General features: G+C 42.9%; 17 protein-coding genes. 6 read left to right on the forward strand and 11 right to left on the reverse strand.

Going from position 1 to position 14,692, the window contains the following annotated elements; genetic code table 11:
- Positions 1-2: 2 nt before the first annotated feature.
- The 3 genes from DM09_RS06785 to DM09_RS06795 are packed head-to-tail and all read left to right on the forward strand — an operon-like array spanning position 3 to position 2,370.
- Positions 3-1,208, forward strand: a complete 1,206-nt coding sequence (locus DM09_RS06785) for a radical SAM protein (RefSeq protein WP_038248981.1) — start codon at positions 3-5, stop codon at positions 1,206-1,208.
- On the forward strand, positions 1,201-1,494 hold the full coding sequence (locus DM09_RS06790; protein WP_038248984.1) for a PqqD family protein: 294 nt from the start codon (positions 1,201-1,203) through the stop codon (positions 1,492-1,494). Before DM09_RS06785 ends, DM09_RS06790 begins: the two co-directional genes overlap by 8 nt.
- A gap of 3 nt (positions 1,495-1,497) precedes the next feature.
- Positions 1,498-2,370 (forward strand): hypothetical protein, encoded by an 873-nt coding sequence (locus tag DM09_RS06795; protein WP_038248985.1) that lies wholly within the window; start codon positions 1,498-1,500, stop codon positions 2,368-2,370.
- Here DM09_RS06795 and DM09_RS06800 read toward each other — a convergent pair.
- The 4 genes from DM09_RS06800 to DM09_RS06815 form a co-directional block, all read right to left on the reverse strand.
- A complete protein-coding gene (locus DM09_RS06800; protein ID WP_038248986.1) occupies positions 2,367-3,515 on the reverse strand; it encodes a hypothetical protein in 1,149 nt (382 codons plus the stop codon). The two genes, DM09_RS06795 and DM09_RS06800, sit on opposite strands and share 4 nt — an antisense overlap.
- Complete coding sequence (nth, locus tag DM09_RS06805) at positions 3,512-4,147, reverse strand: endonuclease III (RefSeq protein WP_038248989.1); 636 nt, start codon at positions 4,145-4,147, stop codon at positions 3,512-3,514. The genes DM09_RS06800 and nth overlap by 4 nt, the downstream gene beginning before the upstream one ends.
- A 1-nt stretch (position 4,148) precedes the next feature.
- Positions 4,149-4,676, reverse strand: coding sequence for a pilus assembly protein PilP (locus tag DM09_RS06810; RefSeq protein WP_051938263.1), 528 nt, complete (start codon positions 4,674-4,676; stop codon positions 4,149-4,151).
- 138 nt (positions 4,677-4,814) lie between these two features.
- On the reverse strand, positions 4,815-5,849 hold the full coding sequence (locus DM09_RS06815; RefSeq protein ID WP_038248991.1) for a YeiH family protein: 1,035 nt from the start codon (positions 5,847-5,849) through the stop codon (positions 4,815-4,817).
- A 99-nt stretch (positions 5,850-5,948) separates the two neighbouring features.
- On the opposite strand from DM09_RS06815, the gene DM09_RS06820 reads away from it, so the two are divergent.
- On the forward strand, positions 5,949-6,857 hold the full coding sequence (locus DM09_RS06820) for a LysR family transcriptional regulator (protein WP_038248994.1): 909 nt from the start codon (positions 5,949-5,951) through the stop codon (positions 6,855-6,857).
- A 12-nt stretch (positions 6,858-6,869) separates the two neighbouring features.
- Here DM09_RS06820 and purB read toward each other — a convergent pair whose 3' ends face one another.
- The 3 genes from purB to DM09_RS06835 form a co-directional block, all read right to left on the reverse strand.
- On the reverse strand, positions 6,870-8,246 hold the full coding sequence (gene purB, locus DM09_RS06825; RefSeq protein ID WP_038248997.1) for an adenylosuccinate lyase: 1,377 nt from the start codon (positions 8,244-8,246) through the stop codon (positions 6,870-6,872).
- A gap of 163 nt (positions 8,247-8,409) precedes the next feature.
- A complete protein-coding gene (locus DM09_RS06830; protein ID WP_038248999.1) occupies positions 8,410-8,781 on the reverse strand; it encodes a type II toxin-antitoxin system VapC family toxin in 372 nt (123 codons plus the stop codon).
- On the reverse strand, positions 8,778-9,011 hold the full coding sequence (locus tag DM09_RS06835) for a type II toxin-antitoxin system Phd/YefM family antitoxin (protein WP_038249003.1): 234 nt from the start codon (positions 9,009-9,011) through the stop codon (positions 8,778-8,780). The genes DM09_RS06830 and DM09_RS06835 overlap by 4 nt, the downstream gene beginning before the upstream one ends.
- Positions 9,012-9,296: 285 nt before the next feature.
- On the opposite strand from DM09_RS06835, the gene DM09_RS06840 reads away from it, so the two are divergent.
- The gene (locus DM09_RS06840) at positions 9,297-9,677 is read left to right on the forward strand and encodes a BrnT family toxin (protein WP_318024151.1); all 381 of its coding nucleotides are present in this window, start codon (positions 9,297-9,299) and stop codon (positions 9,675-9,677) included.
- Positions 9,661-9,909: a BrnA antitoxin family protein gene (locus tag DM09_RS06845; protein ID WP_038249007.1), complete on the forward strand. Its 249-nt coding sequence runs from the start codon at positions 9,661-9,663 to the stop codon at positions 9,907-9,909. The genes DM09_RS06840 and DM09_RS06845 overlap by 17 nt, the downstream gene beginning before the upstream one ends.
- A gap of 290 nt (positions 9,910-10,199) precedes the next feature.
- On the opposite strand, the gene DM09_RS06850 is transcribed toward DM09_RS06845, so the two are convergent.
- From DM09_RS06850 to DM09_RS06865, 4 genes are all read right to left on the reverse strand, one after another.
- Positions 10,200-10,865, reverse strand: a complete 666-nt coding sequence (locus DM09_RS06850) for a hypothetical protein (RefSeq protein ID WP_038249010.1) — start codon at positions 10,863-10,865, stop codon at positions 10,200-10,202.
- A 414-nt stretch (positions 10,866-11,279) separates the two neighbouring features.
- Positions 11,280-11,456, reverse strand: a complete 177-nt coding sequence (locus DM09_RS11590; protein WP_198401655.1) for a hypothetical protein — start codon at positions 11,454-11,456, stop codon at positions 11,280-11,282.
- A 219-nt stretch (positions 11,457-11,675) separates the two neighbouring features.
- Positions 11,676-12,293 carry an L-threonylcarbamoyladenylate synthase gene (locus DM09_RS06860; protein ID WP_038249015.1) on the reverse strand — a complete coding sequence of 206 codons (618 nt, stop codon included), beginning with the start codon at positions 12,291-12,293 and terminating at the stop codon, positions 11,676-11,678.
- Positions 12,294-12,296: 3 nt separating this feature from the next.
- The gene (locus DM09_RS06865; protein WP_051938264.1) at positions 12,297-14,684 is read right to left on the reverse strand and encodes an AsmA family protein; all 2,388 of its coding nucleotides are present in this window, start codon (positions 14,682-14,684) and stop codon (positions 12,297-12,299) included.
- Positions 14,685-14,692: the final 8 nt, after the last annotated feature.

The following is a 14,692-nucleotide window of genomic DNA, read 5'->3' on the forward strand; positions in this document are numbered from 1 at the left end:
TAGTGCTCCCGCATTATATATTCCTTGTTGAAGGTCAATTTGTACGTTGTATTTCAGATGTTGAAAGCAAGTCTGTTACACTGATTCATGCTTTTGATGAAGCGAAACAACTGGTTTTAAATGGTAGTTTTGCAGAAGCTTTAATACAGCAGTTGAACACGCCTAATCCTGCAACTTCAAACATACTTCAAGTCATTGAGAAACAGCATGGCTGGCTTACAGGTTTATCAAAGGCAAGTTTGATGCCTGCAGATTTTCAACAGTTGGTGATTGGTGATGAATTGGGTTTGTTGTTTCTGGAAATCACCGACCAATGTAATGAGCAATGTATTCATTGTTATGCATCATCATCACCCGCATGTTCTGATTTTTTATCGTTGCATGAAATCAAAAGTATTCTTGAACAAGCCCGTTGTTTAGGAACACCTTTTGTGCAATTTACAGGTGGCGACCCACTGATTCATCGGAATTTGGTCGAAGTTGTGGCTTATGCTCATGAATTAGGTTTTGAGGGTATGGAAATTTATACCAATGGTTTGTTGTTAAATGAGAAACTACTGGAGCAGCTTTTACCTTATCAGCCCAAAATCGCATTTTCTTTGTATTCCCCAGATGAAGCTGTGCATGATGGCATTACACAGGTCAAAGGTAGCTTTAAAAAGACTGTAGCTGCTATTCATAGGGCGCAGGATATGGCATTTCAGGTGCGTATTGGCATGGCGGTGATGCAGCAAAATGCAGGTCATGAACAAGCCATGTTAGATTTTGTACAAGAAACATTCTATTTGGATAAGTCACATGTGCGTTTTGACCCTGTGCATGAAACAGGGCGTGGTGCGAGTTTAAGCACCAAAAATATTTCATTGATGCCCTCGCAGAACTCACACATGCCTGAATCAACCAAGAAACCTGCACACCACCAAGTGGTACAAACAGATAAAATTGAAAGCGGTTTTGTATCTCAACATATAGGACGCAGAGGTAAACTTGCGGTGTGTGCCAATGGTGATGTGAGCCCATGTATTTTTAATCGTGAACACGTGCTTGGTAACATTCGCCAACAGACATTTCAAGAGATGTTTGCTGTAAAAAATAAGGGTTTAGGTAATAAGAATCCAAACATCGAACGGTGGAATAACTGCCAACATCAATTAAGCTGTGGCGATTGTCAGATGGTGGCGTACACCCTTGGAGCACATGATGAATGAAGCCTTTGAAATTACAGTACCCAATATGCCGAAACGTATTGATAAGCTTATTTGCGAAGAGCTTGAAGAGCAGGGTGCTTATGTTTATATCCATGAAGATGATGGCACTACGATTACGCTAAACCCTACAGCATCAGCTGTGTTTGATATGTGTGATGGTCAAACAACGGCTGAAGACATGGCAAAGCTTTTATCAGAAACTTTGGGTGTAGATTATACAAACACGCTTAGGGATGTTCATGATATACTTACTGAGCTGTCAGGTTTTGGCTTCTTTCAAACATAACTGATGAAACAATGGTGTGTGCAATGCCGTATTGCTGGTGTTGTGATACAGGTAGATGCGAATACGACTGCCTGTCAGCAAGATATGTGGAAGTTTCTTAAGCTGTATGAACATGTTGAACATCAACAGCCAAACTTATATTTTTCGGTGATCTATGAGCAAGGTGTATATCATTTTTCTTGCATCATTGGTGATCAACCAAGCTTGCAATTATGGTCAAGTTCAGATGATAGAGAAGTGAGTGCGGCTTTAGAAATTCATTTTTATAGCCAACTTGTGCAATATTTATATCGAGAAAAACATATTTTATCTATACATGCCGCAGTACTTGGTGTGGCAAACCAAGCGGTCATGTTTGCGGGTGAATCGGGCGCTGGAAAGAGTAGTATTTGTACGGCGGGGCTGTTATCCGAAGCCAGTTATTTGTCTGATGAGTTTACCTTGCTGGCAGATGATGGGTATGTGCATCCATTTCCAAGACCTATGCAGTGGGAACATAAAGAACACCCAGCTTTTGATAGAGAGAAAATAGAGCGTACAGGTTTGATTGCAGCGGACTACTTTGATTTCCCTGATACTGAGGGTGAAATTGTGCGTTGCCATTTATGGCATCCTACACATGTGCAGCGCCAGCCACTAAAGCTGAAAACCATGGTGTTGCACCAATACAATGCTGGGTTGGAGAAACCTGTGTTGGCACCAATTCCACGCCATGAAGCTTTAATGGAACTGCCGCAACATCTGCATATTCAAGCGGGCATGGCAAAAGATTTCCCTATGCTTAACCAACGTATTGACCAAGATTGTATTTTTTATCGCTTACATTTCCCCAATGTGTTTGCTGCTTGGGCATTGTTGGAAGCTAAAGTCTTTTAGTTTTTTGTGATGAAGCGTTTACACATAAGTTTAAGCCAAGCGCGGTTGGCTGCTTTATCATGTTTATCCCATGCGCCAAAGCAGGTGTTGGCTTGATGTTTGTACATTGCTTTGATGGTTGACCATGAAAGGTTATGCCAATCGGGTTGGTGCATGGTGGAAGCAATCATGCGTGAGTATGTGGTTTTCGAGCGTTGCAAACAGGTAGGCTCAAGCTGTGTGTCTTCAGTGCAAAGATGGTGATAAGCTTGCAAGAAACCTGCACCATCAGCTTCAGCAAAACATGCCCAGCCTGATAATCGAGGGTTGATTTCTAAAAGTTGCCATCGCCCTGAAGCATCTTGTTTACATTCCACTTCGGCAAACCCTTGCCAGTTGAGTTCAGATAGCAGCGCAATGGCAGCATGGTATAATTCAGGTATCCACTCTGCTTTGGCAGCAATAGTTTCACCAAAAGGACCATACATGGTTTGAGATACACGAATACGGCGAGTCGTAAAGCCACGGACAGGTCGGCTGTTTTCATCAAACAATAGTTGTACGGATGCCATACGATTGGTTTCACCAGAAATATACTGTTGCACACGCTGCACAAGATGGAAAGGGTAGTTTGGATTGTTGTTGAACCAGTTTTGCATGGTGTTCGCATCATCAAATGTGATAAAACCATGACGAAAAGACTTGATGATGACAGGAAAACCAATGTTTTTTGCAGTTTCAAGCAGTTGGGTGCCATCGCAATACGCCGTTTGTGGAATGCCAAGTTTGCCTTGCCATTGTTGCAGATAATAGGTATTGCTTTGCTCGATTTGGCTGGGGTGTACGCTTAAAAACCGCATGCCATATTTACGCAGCAAAGGTGTATATTCAGCCATAAGCTCAGCAATATCATCCACCAAGGGCACAAACACCCCGTGCATATTGGCTTTTTTGATGTTTAGTGCATATACACCCTTGTTGACTGCGCCAAGGTTAGGCATTTCAGCATATTGGCTGATATAGGTACTTTTTTTTACCCAAGGCGTACTTTTTATATCTTCAATAAAACCTTGAACATCATAATTGGCTCGTCCTGCAGCTTGGGCTAAGGCAAAGACTTGAGAGTCTTGTAAATTATGAAAAATGAAGGGTAGTTTTTGACTCATGCAATTGTTTTTTCAGCCCATTGGCACTCTTGGTTGATGGGGCAGGCATGGCATTTTGGTTTGCGCGCTGTGCAGGTGTAGCGACCGTGTAAAATTAACCAATGGTGAGCGTACTGCATATATTTTTTTGGGATAACTTGCAGTAGCTTTTTCTCAACTTCTAATGGATTTTTGCCAGGCGCTAAGCCAGTACGGTTCGAAACTCTGAAAATATGGGTGTCTACCGCCATGGTGGGCTCACCCCAGAGTACATTCAATACAACATTGGCAGTTTTACGACCAACGCCCGGTAAAGACTCAAGTTCTTTACGGGTGCGGGGTACTTCACCATGAAATTTATCCACCAAAATACGCGCAGTTTGAATCGCATGTTTAGCTTTGCTGTTGTATAAACCTATGGTGTTAATATATTTTTTTAAGCCTTCTTCACCGAGCTCTAAAAAGGCTTGGGGTGTATTGGCTATGGGATAAAGTTTCGCTGTGGCTTTATTTACACCGACATCGGTGGCTTGGGCGGATAAAAGCACTGCGATTAACAGTTCAAAAGGGGTGTTGTAGTTAAGCTCGGTTTTAGGTTCGGGGTCAATGGATTGTAGTGTTGAAAAAAGGTGTTCAACTGCTTTTTTGTTCATTTTAGAGGTTGTCGTTGACCTCTGCCATGGTTAGGGTGACTTGACGATCAACAATTTCACCTGCGGGATTGATGGTTTGTTCAACCAAATAAATAGTTTGCCCATCAATTTTCTCAATGCGCCCACCACGTTTACCAATATAATTGCCTCGGCGAACAGTGTAGGCTTTACCTGTAGAGTCTTGGACACTTGCTACCCACTCGCCACCAGCTTTTTTGTATGTAGCAACGAGTTTAAGTGTGCTTAGGTCAAAAAATTCTAAAACTTCACGTTTTCTTTTGTTTTCAGGAAGCTGACGGCGGTTTTTGAAACGTTTGGCTTCTTCAATACGGTTTTTCTCAAATGAGGATAAGAAAGGGTCACGGATATTTTGAATATCAATATTGGGGGCTACCATGATGTGCGACATCGCATTTGGCATGGCTTCGTTTCCTTGGTCAGTAGGCTCTCCAACGGCAGCCTGAGCAGCAAGCGGTTGCGTCAAAACCATGAATGATAACAAGGGCATAAAGAGATATGAAATACGCATGTTAAACACCTCAAAACGAAAGCAAAGCACCACTTAGCCGCGATTCTTTCATGTAGTTACTGAGCAAGTGTAGCCCAACACCTTGAAATATCAAGATAACTACTTTCTATGGTGTGTCTTTTTTCGGTAAGCGGTAAATTATATCGCATGAAATCTCAAAAGCCCTTGAACAATCATATACCCACCCATGATTAGCCAAATAAATAGGATGAAGCCCAAAATGAAAGGTTTGATGCCCACTTGTTTGAGTTTTTTCATTTGTGTTTCAAGCCCCAAGGCTGTCATTGCCATAATGAGTAGAAAATGATCGGTTGTTTGAATATGTGAGACCCATACAGGTGGCACGACTTGCATGGAATTGAGCAACACCATACCGAGGAAACCAAAGGCAAACCAAGGGATAGTTAAGGTTTTTTTGGCATGTTGCGCATGGTTGGCTTGCTGCCTTGCCCACCACCAGCTTGTGATAAGTAGCGCGGGAACAAGCAGCATAACACGGGTCATTTTAACAATCACAGCATCATGGATGACATGGGGTTGAATGGCGCTTGCTGCGCCAACCACTTGTGCAACCTCATGCACTGTTGCTCCAATATAAATCCCCCATGCATGGGATGACATATCAAAAAAATGGGTGTGGTATAATAAAGGGTAAAGAAACATAGCGCTTGTGCCAAATACGATAACCGTTGCAACGGAGGCTGCGGTTTGATGCCCTTTGCCCTGCACAATAGGCTCAAAAGCCAAAATGGCGGCAGCCCCGCAAATAGCGCTGCCTGCACCCGTAAGCATGACGGTTTGTTTATCCATATGAAAGATATGTATCCCCACTATATATGCGATAAACAGTGTAGAGCCTACAATGCTTGCCGCAGCCAGAAAACCAACCCAGCCAATGGCTAACACCTCTTGCAAGCTGACATGAAAACCATACAAAATGATAGCAAGCCGCAATACACGGCGGGTAACGATATGAATCCCCAACAACCACGGCTGTGGTAAATGATGGTGTATGGTATTTCCAAACAAGATACCTAAAAGAATGCCTATCATGAGTGGGCTTACATACATGGCTTGTAACCAAGGTATATGGCTTAGTTGCAAGGCTAAAGCTGCCAGTATAGTCACCAGCATAACCCCTTTGAACATACCGAAATTCCATTCTTTTATCATGGTTTGTCCTCCCTGTGTGGGCAAGCGTATCGGCATGTATGATTATTAAAATTGATAAATAGTGATATAATTCATCATGATTTATGATATGTTTGTGCGATGTCTTTGAATACAGAGCAATTACTAAGTTTTGTTGCCCTTGTGCAAACGGGGAGTATTCATGCTGCGGCAAAGTTAAGACATTTGACACAACCTGCGATATCCAACCAACTCAAATATTTACAGCAAGATACAGGGTTACAATTGTATCAGCGAGATGGGCGTGGGGTTAAGGTGACACCAACGGGAGAAGCATTTTATCAATATGCACTTGGTGTGCAGCAAGCCTTGCAAGATACCGCCTCATTTATACAACAGGCACAAGGCTTGGATGCGGGGAAAGTTTATATTGCAGCTAGTCAAACCATTGCCAATGCATTGTTACCGCGTGTATTACCTGCTTTTCGTAAGCTTGTACCTCATGTGGAGCTTTCGGTAGGCAGTTATAATAGCCAATATGTATTTGAGCATATGGATGCTTATGACTTTGGTTTGGTGGAGCAACCATTACCCACAGGGCTTGGTTCCAGTTGTCATGTTCAGCATCTTGGGCAAGACCATATTGTGGTGGTGATGCGTCATGACCATCCGCTGGCACAGTATCAAGCCCTTGATGTATCGCATTTAAGGGAACATCGTATGGTATGGCGAGAGCAAGGCTCAGGTACACGCGCGGTGTTGGAGCAAGTGTTTTTCACGCGAAACCAAACCTTACCTCATATTGATTTGTGTTTGGGTGGCGTTTCAGCTGTGCTGGAAGCTGTGCGTCAAGGCTTGGGCATTGGTGTGGTCTCGCAATATTGTTTACCAACAGGAGAGCACGTGTTAACCACGCGGCCACTCAACCCAACATTATCTCGCCCAATGAGTTTGCTTCTGCCTCACCATGCTACACCACTGGCAAGGAAATGTGCTACTTACCTTGCCAGTGCTTTACAAGCTGAATTGCAACATGAGACCAAAGCTTGAGGTGTATAGCTTTTAAAGCGTATGTTTCTTTTTACCCATGCTTGCAGCATTACCAATATAATCAGCAGGTGTAATATCTTTAAGTCTAGCTTTGGCATCTTCGGGAATATCTAGGTTTTCAATGAATTCACGAATGCGTTCAGCATTGATACCTTTGCCACGGGTCAGCGCTTTAAGCTGTTCATAAGGGTTTGGCAACGCATAACGGCGCATCACGGTTTGTACGGCTTCTGCCAATACTTCCCAAGTGTTATCCAAATCTTCCAACATTTTACCTTCGTTGACTTCCAACTTACTCAAACCACGGTCAAGTGAAGAAAGTGCAAGCATAGTATAACCAAAACCCACACCAAGGTTACGCAACACAGTTGAGTCGGTTAAATCGCGTTGCCAACGAGAAATCGGCAGTTTTTCTGCCAAATGATGCAACATGGCATTGGCTAAACCTAAATTGCCTTCCGCATTTTCAAAATCAATTGGGTTGACCTTATGTGGCATAGCCGATGAACCGACTTCGCCAGCAATCACCTTTTGTTTGAAGAAACCCATAGAAATATAACCCCAAATATCACGGCTAAAATCAATGATAATAGTATTAAAACGCGATGTTGCTTGATTCAGCTCTGCAATATAATCATGCGGCTCAATTTGGGTGGTATATGGGCTCCAAGCAAGCCCTAAAGACTCCACAAAACCTTTGGCAGTGTTTAACCAATCCACTTCGGGGTAGGCAATCAAATGCGCATTAAAATTACCCGTTGCACCATTGATTTTCCCTGAAATGACCACGTCTGTAATTTGAGCGCGTTGCCTATCTAATCGGGCGACCACATTCATCCACTCTTTGCCCATGGTGGTGGGTGATGCAGGTTGCCCGTGGGTGCGCGCAAGCATAGGGATAGCTGCCATGTCGGATGCCATGTTTTCCATTTTGGCAATGGTGTTGTCTAAAGCTGGAAGCAACACGGTATCCCGCGCTTCTTTAAGCATCAGCCCGTAGGATAGGTTGTTGATGTCTTCGGATGTGCAGGCAAAGTGAATAAATTCAGATACCGCATTGAGTTCGGCTTGGTCTGCCACCTTATCTTTGAGGAAATATTCCACGGCTTTCACATCATGGTTGGTGGTTTTTTCAATGTCTTTCACCGCTTGGGCATCAGCTTCAGAGAAGTTATCAACAATAGCATCCAAAAAAGCATTGGCTTCCGCCGATAAGCTGCTTACTTCTTGAATATCCTTGTGTGCTGCCAACATCTGCAACCAGCGCACTTCCACCAAGACACGGGCTTTAATCAATCCAAACTCACTAAAAATAGGGCGTAAGTCGCCAACTTTATTGGCATAACGCCCATCAAGCGGGGATAGGGCAGTGAGTGCGGAATGATTCATGGGTTTACCTCGTGTGACGAATAAATGATAAGTGCGCGCAAGCTATCGTGATGCCTTGGATATGCAATGTGAGGGCTTTTGAACCTTAGTTTTGACAACTATGGAAATGCGCGAAGCAAAGCCGAACCTATTTTCCGCCAAGCCTGATTCAGATACTATAGGTTTATATCAGCTTGCAGCCGTATGCTTTGAACTTGGTTTCATCTGACATCAAATGAAACTTGCGAGCTACACTTTGTGCAATCAGCATGCGATCAAACGGGTCTTTATGGTGAAAGGGCATATCTTTCAGTGGCATGGCATCTTTCGCGCTAAAATCGAGAAGTTCAAAGCCACTTTGTTGCGCCGCATCTACAGGATCAAACTTGATATTTAATATACCAACCGATGTTTTAAGCATCAGTTCAACCATAGTAATAGAGCTCACATAAATGGTATTTGCAGGTGTTTTGAGTTCGGCTTGCTTCTTTTCTGAAATTTTATGTGGCTCAGATAATGCCCAAAGGAAGATATGGGTGTCGATGATAATGTTCATTTGATGGCATCATCAAACATGGCTGTGATGCTTTCATCTTCATCTAAAATATCATCAGGCGTGGTAAATTGACCAGCTAATAACCCAAGCTTTCGAGGGGCATCTGGCTTATGCACCACCAAATCCACAAGTGGTGTATTATTCTTTGCAATCACGATTTTTTCACCGTGATATGCCATATTTACGAGTTTAGATAAGTTTGCCTTGGCTTCTGATAGGTTTACAATCATAGAAACACCTCTTTTTAGGTCTAATTTATCAATATTGGTCTAGTTGGTCAACATTTCAATACGTTCTTGTAGTGAAAGGCTATCGCTCCCTTATTACAATAGGCTAAGCTTGGTGCACTTGAATGAATAGTCAGACGAAGGAAATACGCGAGGCAAGACCTGACCCTAATGCTCTAAAAATAAATGTTTGACGCATTGTGTATATTATGGTAATATACTCTAAACAAGGGAAAGGAGAAAATGAATAAATGTTTTTTACAGACTGCAAGAAAGAAGTGAACGATCGTGATAAGTTCTGCAAATACCACGACCAAAAAGAACGTGCTGATGTTGCCGCAGTTTTCTTATCGGCTGGGCAGAAAAAAACACATGATTTCACTTTCTGAAATTACAGGGTTCGAGTGGGATGCAGGCAATGAGCGTAAAAGCCAGGACAAGCACAGCATAAGCGAAAGCGAAGCGAAGCAAGTGTTTTTTAATATGCCGTTGCTGTTGCTCGATGATGTAAAACACAGTCAAAACGAGCTACGATTTCACGCCTATGGAAAAACAGATTATGCAAAATTGTTGCATATCACTTTCACTATACGGAATGATCAAATCCGTGTTATTTCAGCAAGAAAAATGCACAAAAAGGAGAAAGAACACTATGAAAACAATACCTGATTTCAAAAACGAACAAGAAGAACGTGAGTTTTGGGAAACTCATGATAGCACCGACTATGTGGATATGAGCAAAACCCAGCTTGCCGTGTTTCCCAGTCTCAAACCGACAACTAAAGCAATCAGCCTGCGATTGCCTGAAGATTTACTTGCTAAAATTAAGGTAAAAGCAAACAAAATGGACGTGCCGTATCAAAGTCTAATCAAGACTTGGCTCAATGAAAAAGTCACTTAAAAAGGTGGTTTTTTCTCACAAGAAGTGCAAGCTGATTAGTAGGGTGAAAGCTTATGCAGCCCCATAGAGCAAGTGTGAAGTTCTCTTTCTTCAATCATTGATTTTTACCAACTCAAGTTGTTTAAATCTACGCTTCACTTTAGTTTGCACTTGTTCATCTTACTCGTATTAGCCCTAAAGGGTGATGATTCCTTGAGCTGTTAGGCTACATTACAACCAAAAAAAGCCCCTAACAACGGCTAGGGGTATAAACAACAATGAAGCTAAGTCTTTGAAATCATTTGCAACCACTATTTCTGCTGTTTTTTCATTTCAGCTTCGTATTCAGCGCGAATACTATCAAACCAAGCAACTGTGTCAGGGTCAAACCACGAACGCCAACCATCATCCATTGGGCGGGCAAAATATTCAGTGGTGCTTAGTCTATAGCGGTCAAACAAAAAGTGTTTCAACTCATGCATAGACGCTTCCGTATCAGGCAACCAATCACGCAAACATGCGCCCCACGCAAAGTTATTACCATAGTTCGCCCAAATAGGCGGGATATACCTATCTTGACCAATACCCACGGTGTATGCACCAAGGCTGTCACATGCAATAATATCAATATCACTCACACATAAAAAGCCATTGTCCATCATATCTTCACACAAGCGTTTTACAGACCGCTCCAAGTCCACCCAATCAAGGTTCAAACCTTCTTCGGGGATGCGTACCGTATCAGGTGGCATAAGAATTTGGCGCAGTTGCGCAGGACGCTTAAATAAATCTAGCATTTCGTAAAAATCTTCTGCGTTACCTACATTCACACTCTGTTGAGCATGGTTACGAAACTTGTGCAGACTATCAATTTCCATTTGCCGTTCTTCTGCATTTTTCGCACCTTTAATATCACGGTCATACATACGAATAGTATCGTGATAATTCAACCTGCGCTCATTAATATAAAATAACATGCAAAAAGCCAACGTATAACCATTGAGTAGACCAGCCCATAATTATTCAAAAAGCCACCTTGGTATTATTCATGTTGAAAGGTTATGAAGTCAAACGTCTTCACCATCAGGTTGAGTGGTTTACTGGGTACAGGACTGGAGGACACAGGAAAGATGTGCATTGCTATACCCTATTCCGTGTAAAAAAATACTGGGTGGTTTTTTTGAATAATTATGGGCTGGTTTTTTATGCCAATGGGATGGCTTTTTGATGGTAATCTATAATTAAAGCCAAGGCAATAATTAAGGTGCAATACAGCGAACGTATGCACTTCGGGCAAGAACTCATGGGTCATGCCGATACTATGCACATCCATCACAATATCTTTCCATTGCGGCAATCGACCATCAAGGCTGTATTTACCCCAATTCCGATTATCTTTTAACCGCAACCCACGCAATAGAATGAGATACCCCCCCAAGACGGCGACCTTTACCCTCAAATTGCTGTCGTAATTTTGCAATACCAAGATACGGGTCAACCACCTTATCCTGTAATGTACCAGGTGAAAATGCCGAGATAGATTCAGGCACACCTTGAGGCAATGGCACATTGATAGGCGCTAATTGTGGTGTGTAATCATGGTTAAAAGTAGAAAACTTAGCAGCTCACGCACCGTGAATATCAAAGTGATACCATTCTGCATCATCCCGTGCTTCTCTTTGCTGTGTCATATCATCACCTCCTTACCTTTCCCCAAAGGTCGGCAGAGCCATTTATGCATAAGTTGTTGTATCATAAAGGTAAAATAATTGATTGTTTATTGGTTTCTAAACTTCCCACTCACCAAGACCTTGACGTAAAACTTGTGGGCTGTCATCACATAAGTCGATAATCGTGGTGGGGGTCATGTCACCCCAACCTGCATCGAGTAGTACGGCATTCAGGTGTTTGATGCGGGGTTCGATAGCATCAGGGTCGGTGGCGATGAAATCTTCATCGGGGAATTGCATGGATGTAGCCAATAGTGGTTCGCCAAGTTCTTCTAAAAGCATGGAACACACGGCATGGTCGGGCATACGAATGCCGACATCTTTGCGTTTGCCAAAAATGCGTTTGGGAAGCTTGGAGTTGGCGGGTAAAATGAAGGTGTACGGCCCTGGTAAATGATGTTTTAGGATTCGATGCGAAGGATTGTCTATGCTTACAAACTGGGAAGCTTGTTTTAAATCTTTGCATACCAATGACCATAAATGATGTTCATCCAAACCGCGAAGCTGGCGAATGTTTTCTTGGGCTTTGAGTGCGGTGGGTAGTACCATGATGGCATAGGTGGTTTCCGTGGGCACGACGGCAAAACAGCCATCGTTGAGCAGCTTGGCGGCATGTTTGATTTGTCTGATTTGGGGGCGTTCTGGGTGCAAACGCATGTGTTCAAAGATATGCATGTTTTAAAAACCAAAACCTTTGAACATATTTTTCAATTTTTCTTCAGCTTTTTTCTTGGCATCAGCTTGTAAACGTGCTTTTTCAGCTGCAATTTTTGCATCGGCTTTTCGTTTGGCTTCTGCCTTGGCTTTGGCGATTTCTTCATCGCGGGTTTTGATAAAACCTTGGTCGAGCACTTTGCCGCCTACACCACCAATGGGTTTGCCTGCGGCATTGTTGATTGCTGCTGCGCTATTGAGCAAGGCATCTTTGTCGAACTCTACGGACACCTGAATATTATCGATTGGTCCTGAAATATGCAGTGGGACTTCGATACCACGGTCAGCTCGGCTGCCACCTTGCCCAGCCAGAGACTCAATTAAACGAGGGCGCACATGGTAGTCCAGTTTGAGTGGGTCAAGGTATAACTTACCTTTACCTGTAAGGCGGAATAAGGGGGATGCCATATAGAGGTCGTTGTTGGTGAGTACCCCTTTATGAATGCGGAAACTGCCTTGCATTTGGGCAAAATCTGTGGTGTTTTGTGATGGTGTATCTTGTTTTTTAAACTTGCGTACTTCTTTGGCAATATCCACACCTTCAAATTGACCATCTTCAAATACAAAATGACCATTGCCGTTTAAATTTTTGCTGATGTTTGCAGGAAGTAAACCTTTGCCTGATAGACTGGTGTTTAAGGTGGCAGTGCCCGAAAGTTTATCAAAATCGGCAACGGCTTTGAGAATAGGTTGCACGGATACACCATTCAACTTCATCGATTCTTTCCATGTCGCAGGGTAAGTATTGGTATATAAAGTGAAGTTTTCAGACACTCTGCCACCTGCAACTTCAAACTTGAGTGGATTTAAACGTACCACACCTTTTTCAGTGCTTAAGGTAAGCCTAAGATTATCAAGTTGGAGGTTGATAACATCGATACGTTTGGCACTCAGCTGTAGTGAGAGATACCATGGTTTTAAGAAGGTTAAGTCTGGCTCTACATCATTTTTCACTGCGCCATTTTGTTCTGCATCATTTTGTTCCGAACTATTTTGTACTTCGGCGGTTGTTTGCGTATTTTCAGCTTGTTTCGCTTCACTTTGGGGCAACCAAGGGTCTAAATGCAGAGTATTGGTTGTGATGCGCAGTTGAATATCAGGTGCTTCACCCCATGCGAGATTGCCCGATGCTTGCACATGTTCATCGTTGAGTTGGAGTTGTAGGTCACGAATATCGAGAATATCCGCATCCCCTGCAATCAATGCACCCAATTTGATGCTTTCCCACGGTTCGGGGTGGTGCAAGTATAAAGCTTGTAAACTGGGCGAGAAATGATTGAGCCAGATGCGCTGCAGTTTGGCTGTTTCAATGCGAAGCTCATAACTTGGCGATTGCGTAATATTTTTGATATTACCTGATATATTCGCAACTTGTGTGTCATTGATGCTGACATCAAGGTCTTGAATATGCATGGATTTAAGCGCTTTTGCATTCAGTTTCCATGCCATATCAAGCTTGTCTTTGAGTTGCAGCTGCAGCTTACCACTGCTGGCAATCGCACTGTCTTTATGTTGTTCAAGGGAAATATTAAGGTCTACTTTTGCCGCTTTAAGGTCGCCAAATTGTTCCACTTGTGCAGCTTCTAAATCGGGCAACCATGCTGAAAATGGGGCAAGTGAGAAACCTTGCGTTTTAAACTGGAGACGAACGGGTAGTTTATTAACAGCCAATGTGTTGAAGTCGCCAAGGGGGCCAACTTCGGCGTTTACCTCGAAAGGATTTTTATCCAGTTTGGCAGATAACTCAATTTGAATGGGTTTGGTCAGTTGTAAATCTTTAATGGTTAATTGAATATCAGAAACCACAAGCTTTCCATTGGCTGTGTCAGACCAAATCACTTGACCATTTTTGAGTTGTAATAAATCTGCATTAAGCGCGATAGGGGAGCGCACCACACTGCTTGACTTGGTTTTGTTGGCACGCACTGCGGGTGTTGTGGTGGCTGCTTTGGCATGGGTTGGGGTTGGTTGTAAGTCTTGCCAGTTGTTGGATGCATCTCCGCGTTGCTCAAGCCAAATCTTGGGTGTGTCTAAGAGAAAGCGTTTGACTTCGATTTGTTTGTTTAACAGTGGTATAAGTTCGAGTTGGATATCCACTGTATCAATGGTGATCATATGCTGATGTTGAAACCCAGGGGCATTTTCAAGTTGTACATTTTTGAGGGTTAAACCCACCCATGGGAAAGCAGAAAGTTGGATATGTTCAATCTGCACATTTCTTCCCGTCGCATCATGTACAGCTTTGCTGATTTCGGGTTTATAGTCATTGACATCAATAAAAAATGGCGCTGCCAATAAAGCCAAAATAATGAAGACAATAAGCCCAAATAATACTTTAAGAACCTTGAACATACATTCCC

It is taken from the genome of Ghiorsea bivora (assembly GCF_000744415.1).
GTDB classification, from domain to species: domain Bacteria; phylum Pseudomonadota; class Zetaproteobacteria; order Mariprofundales; family Mariprofundaceae; genus Ghiorsea; species Ghiorsea bivora.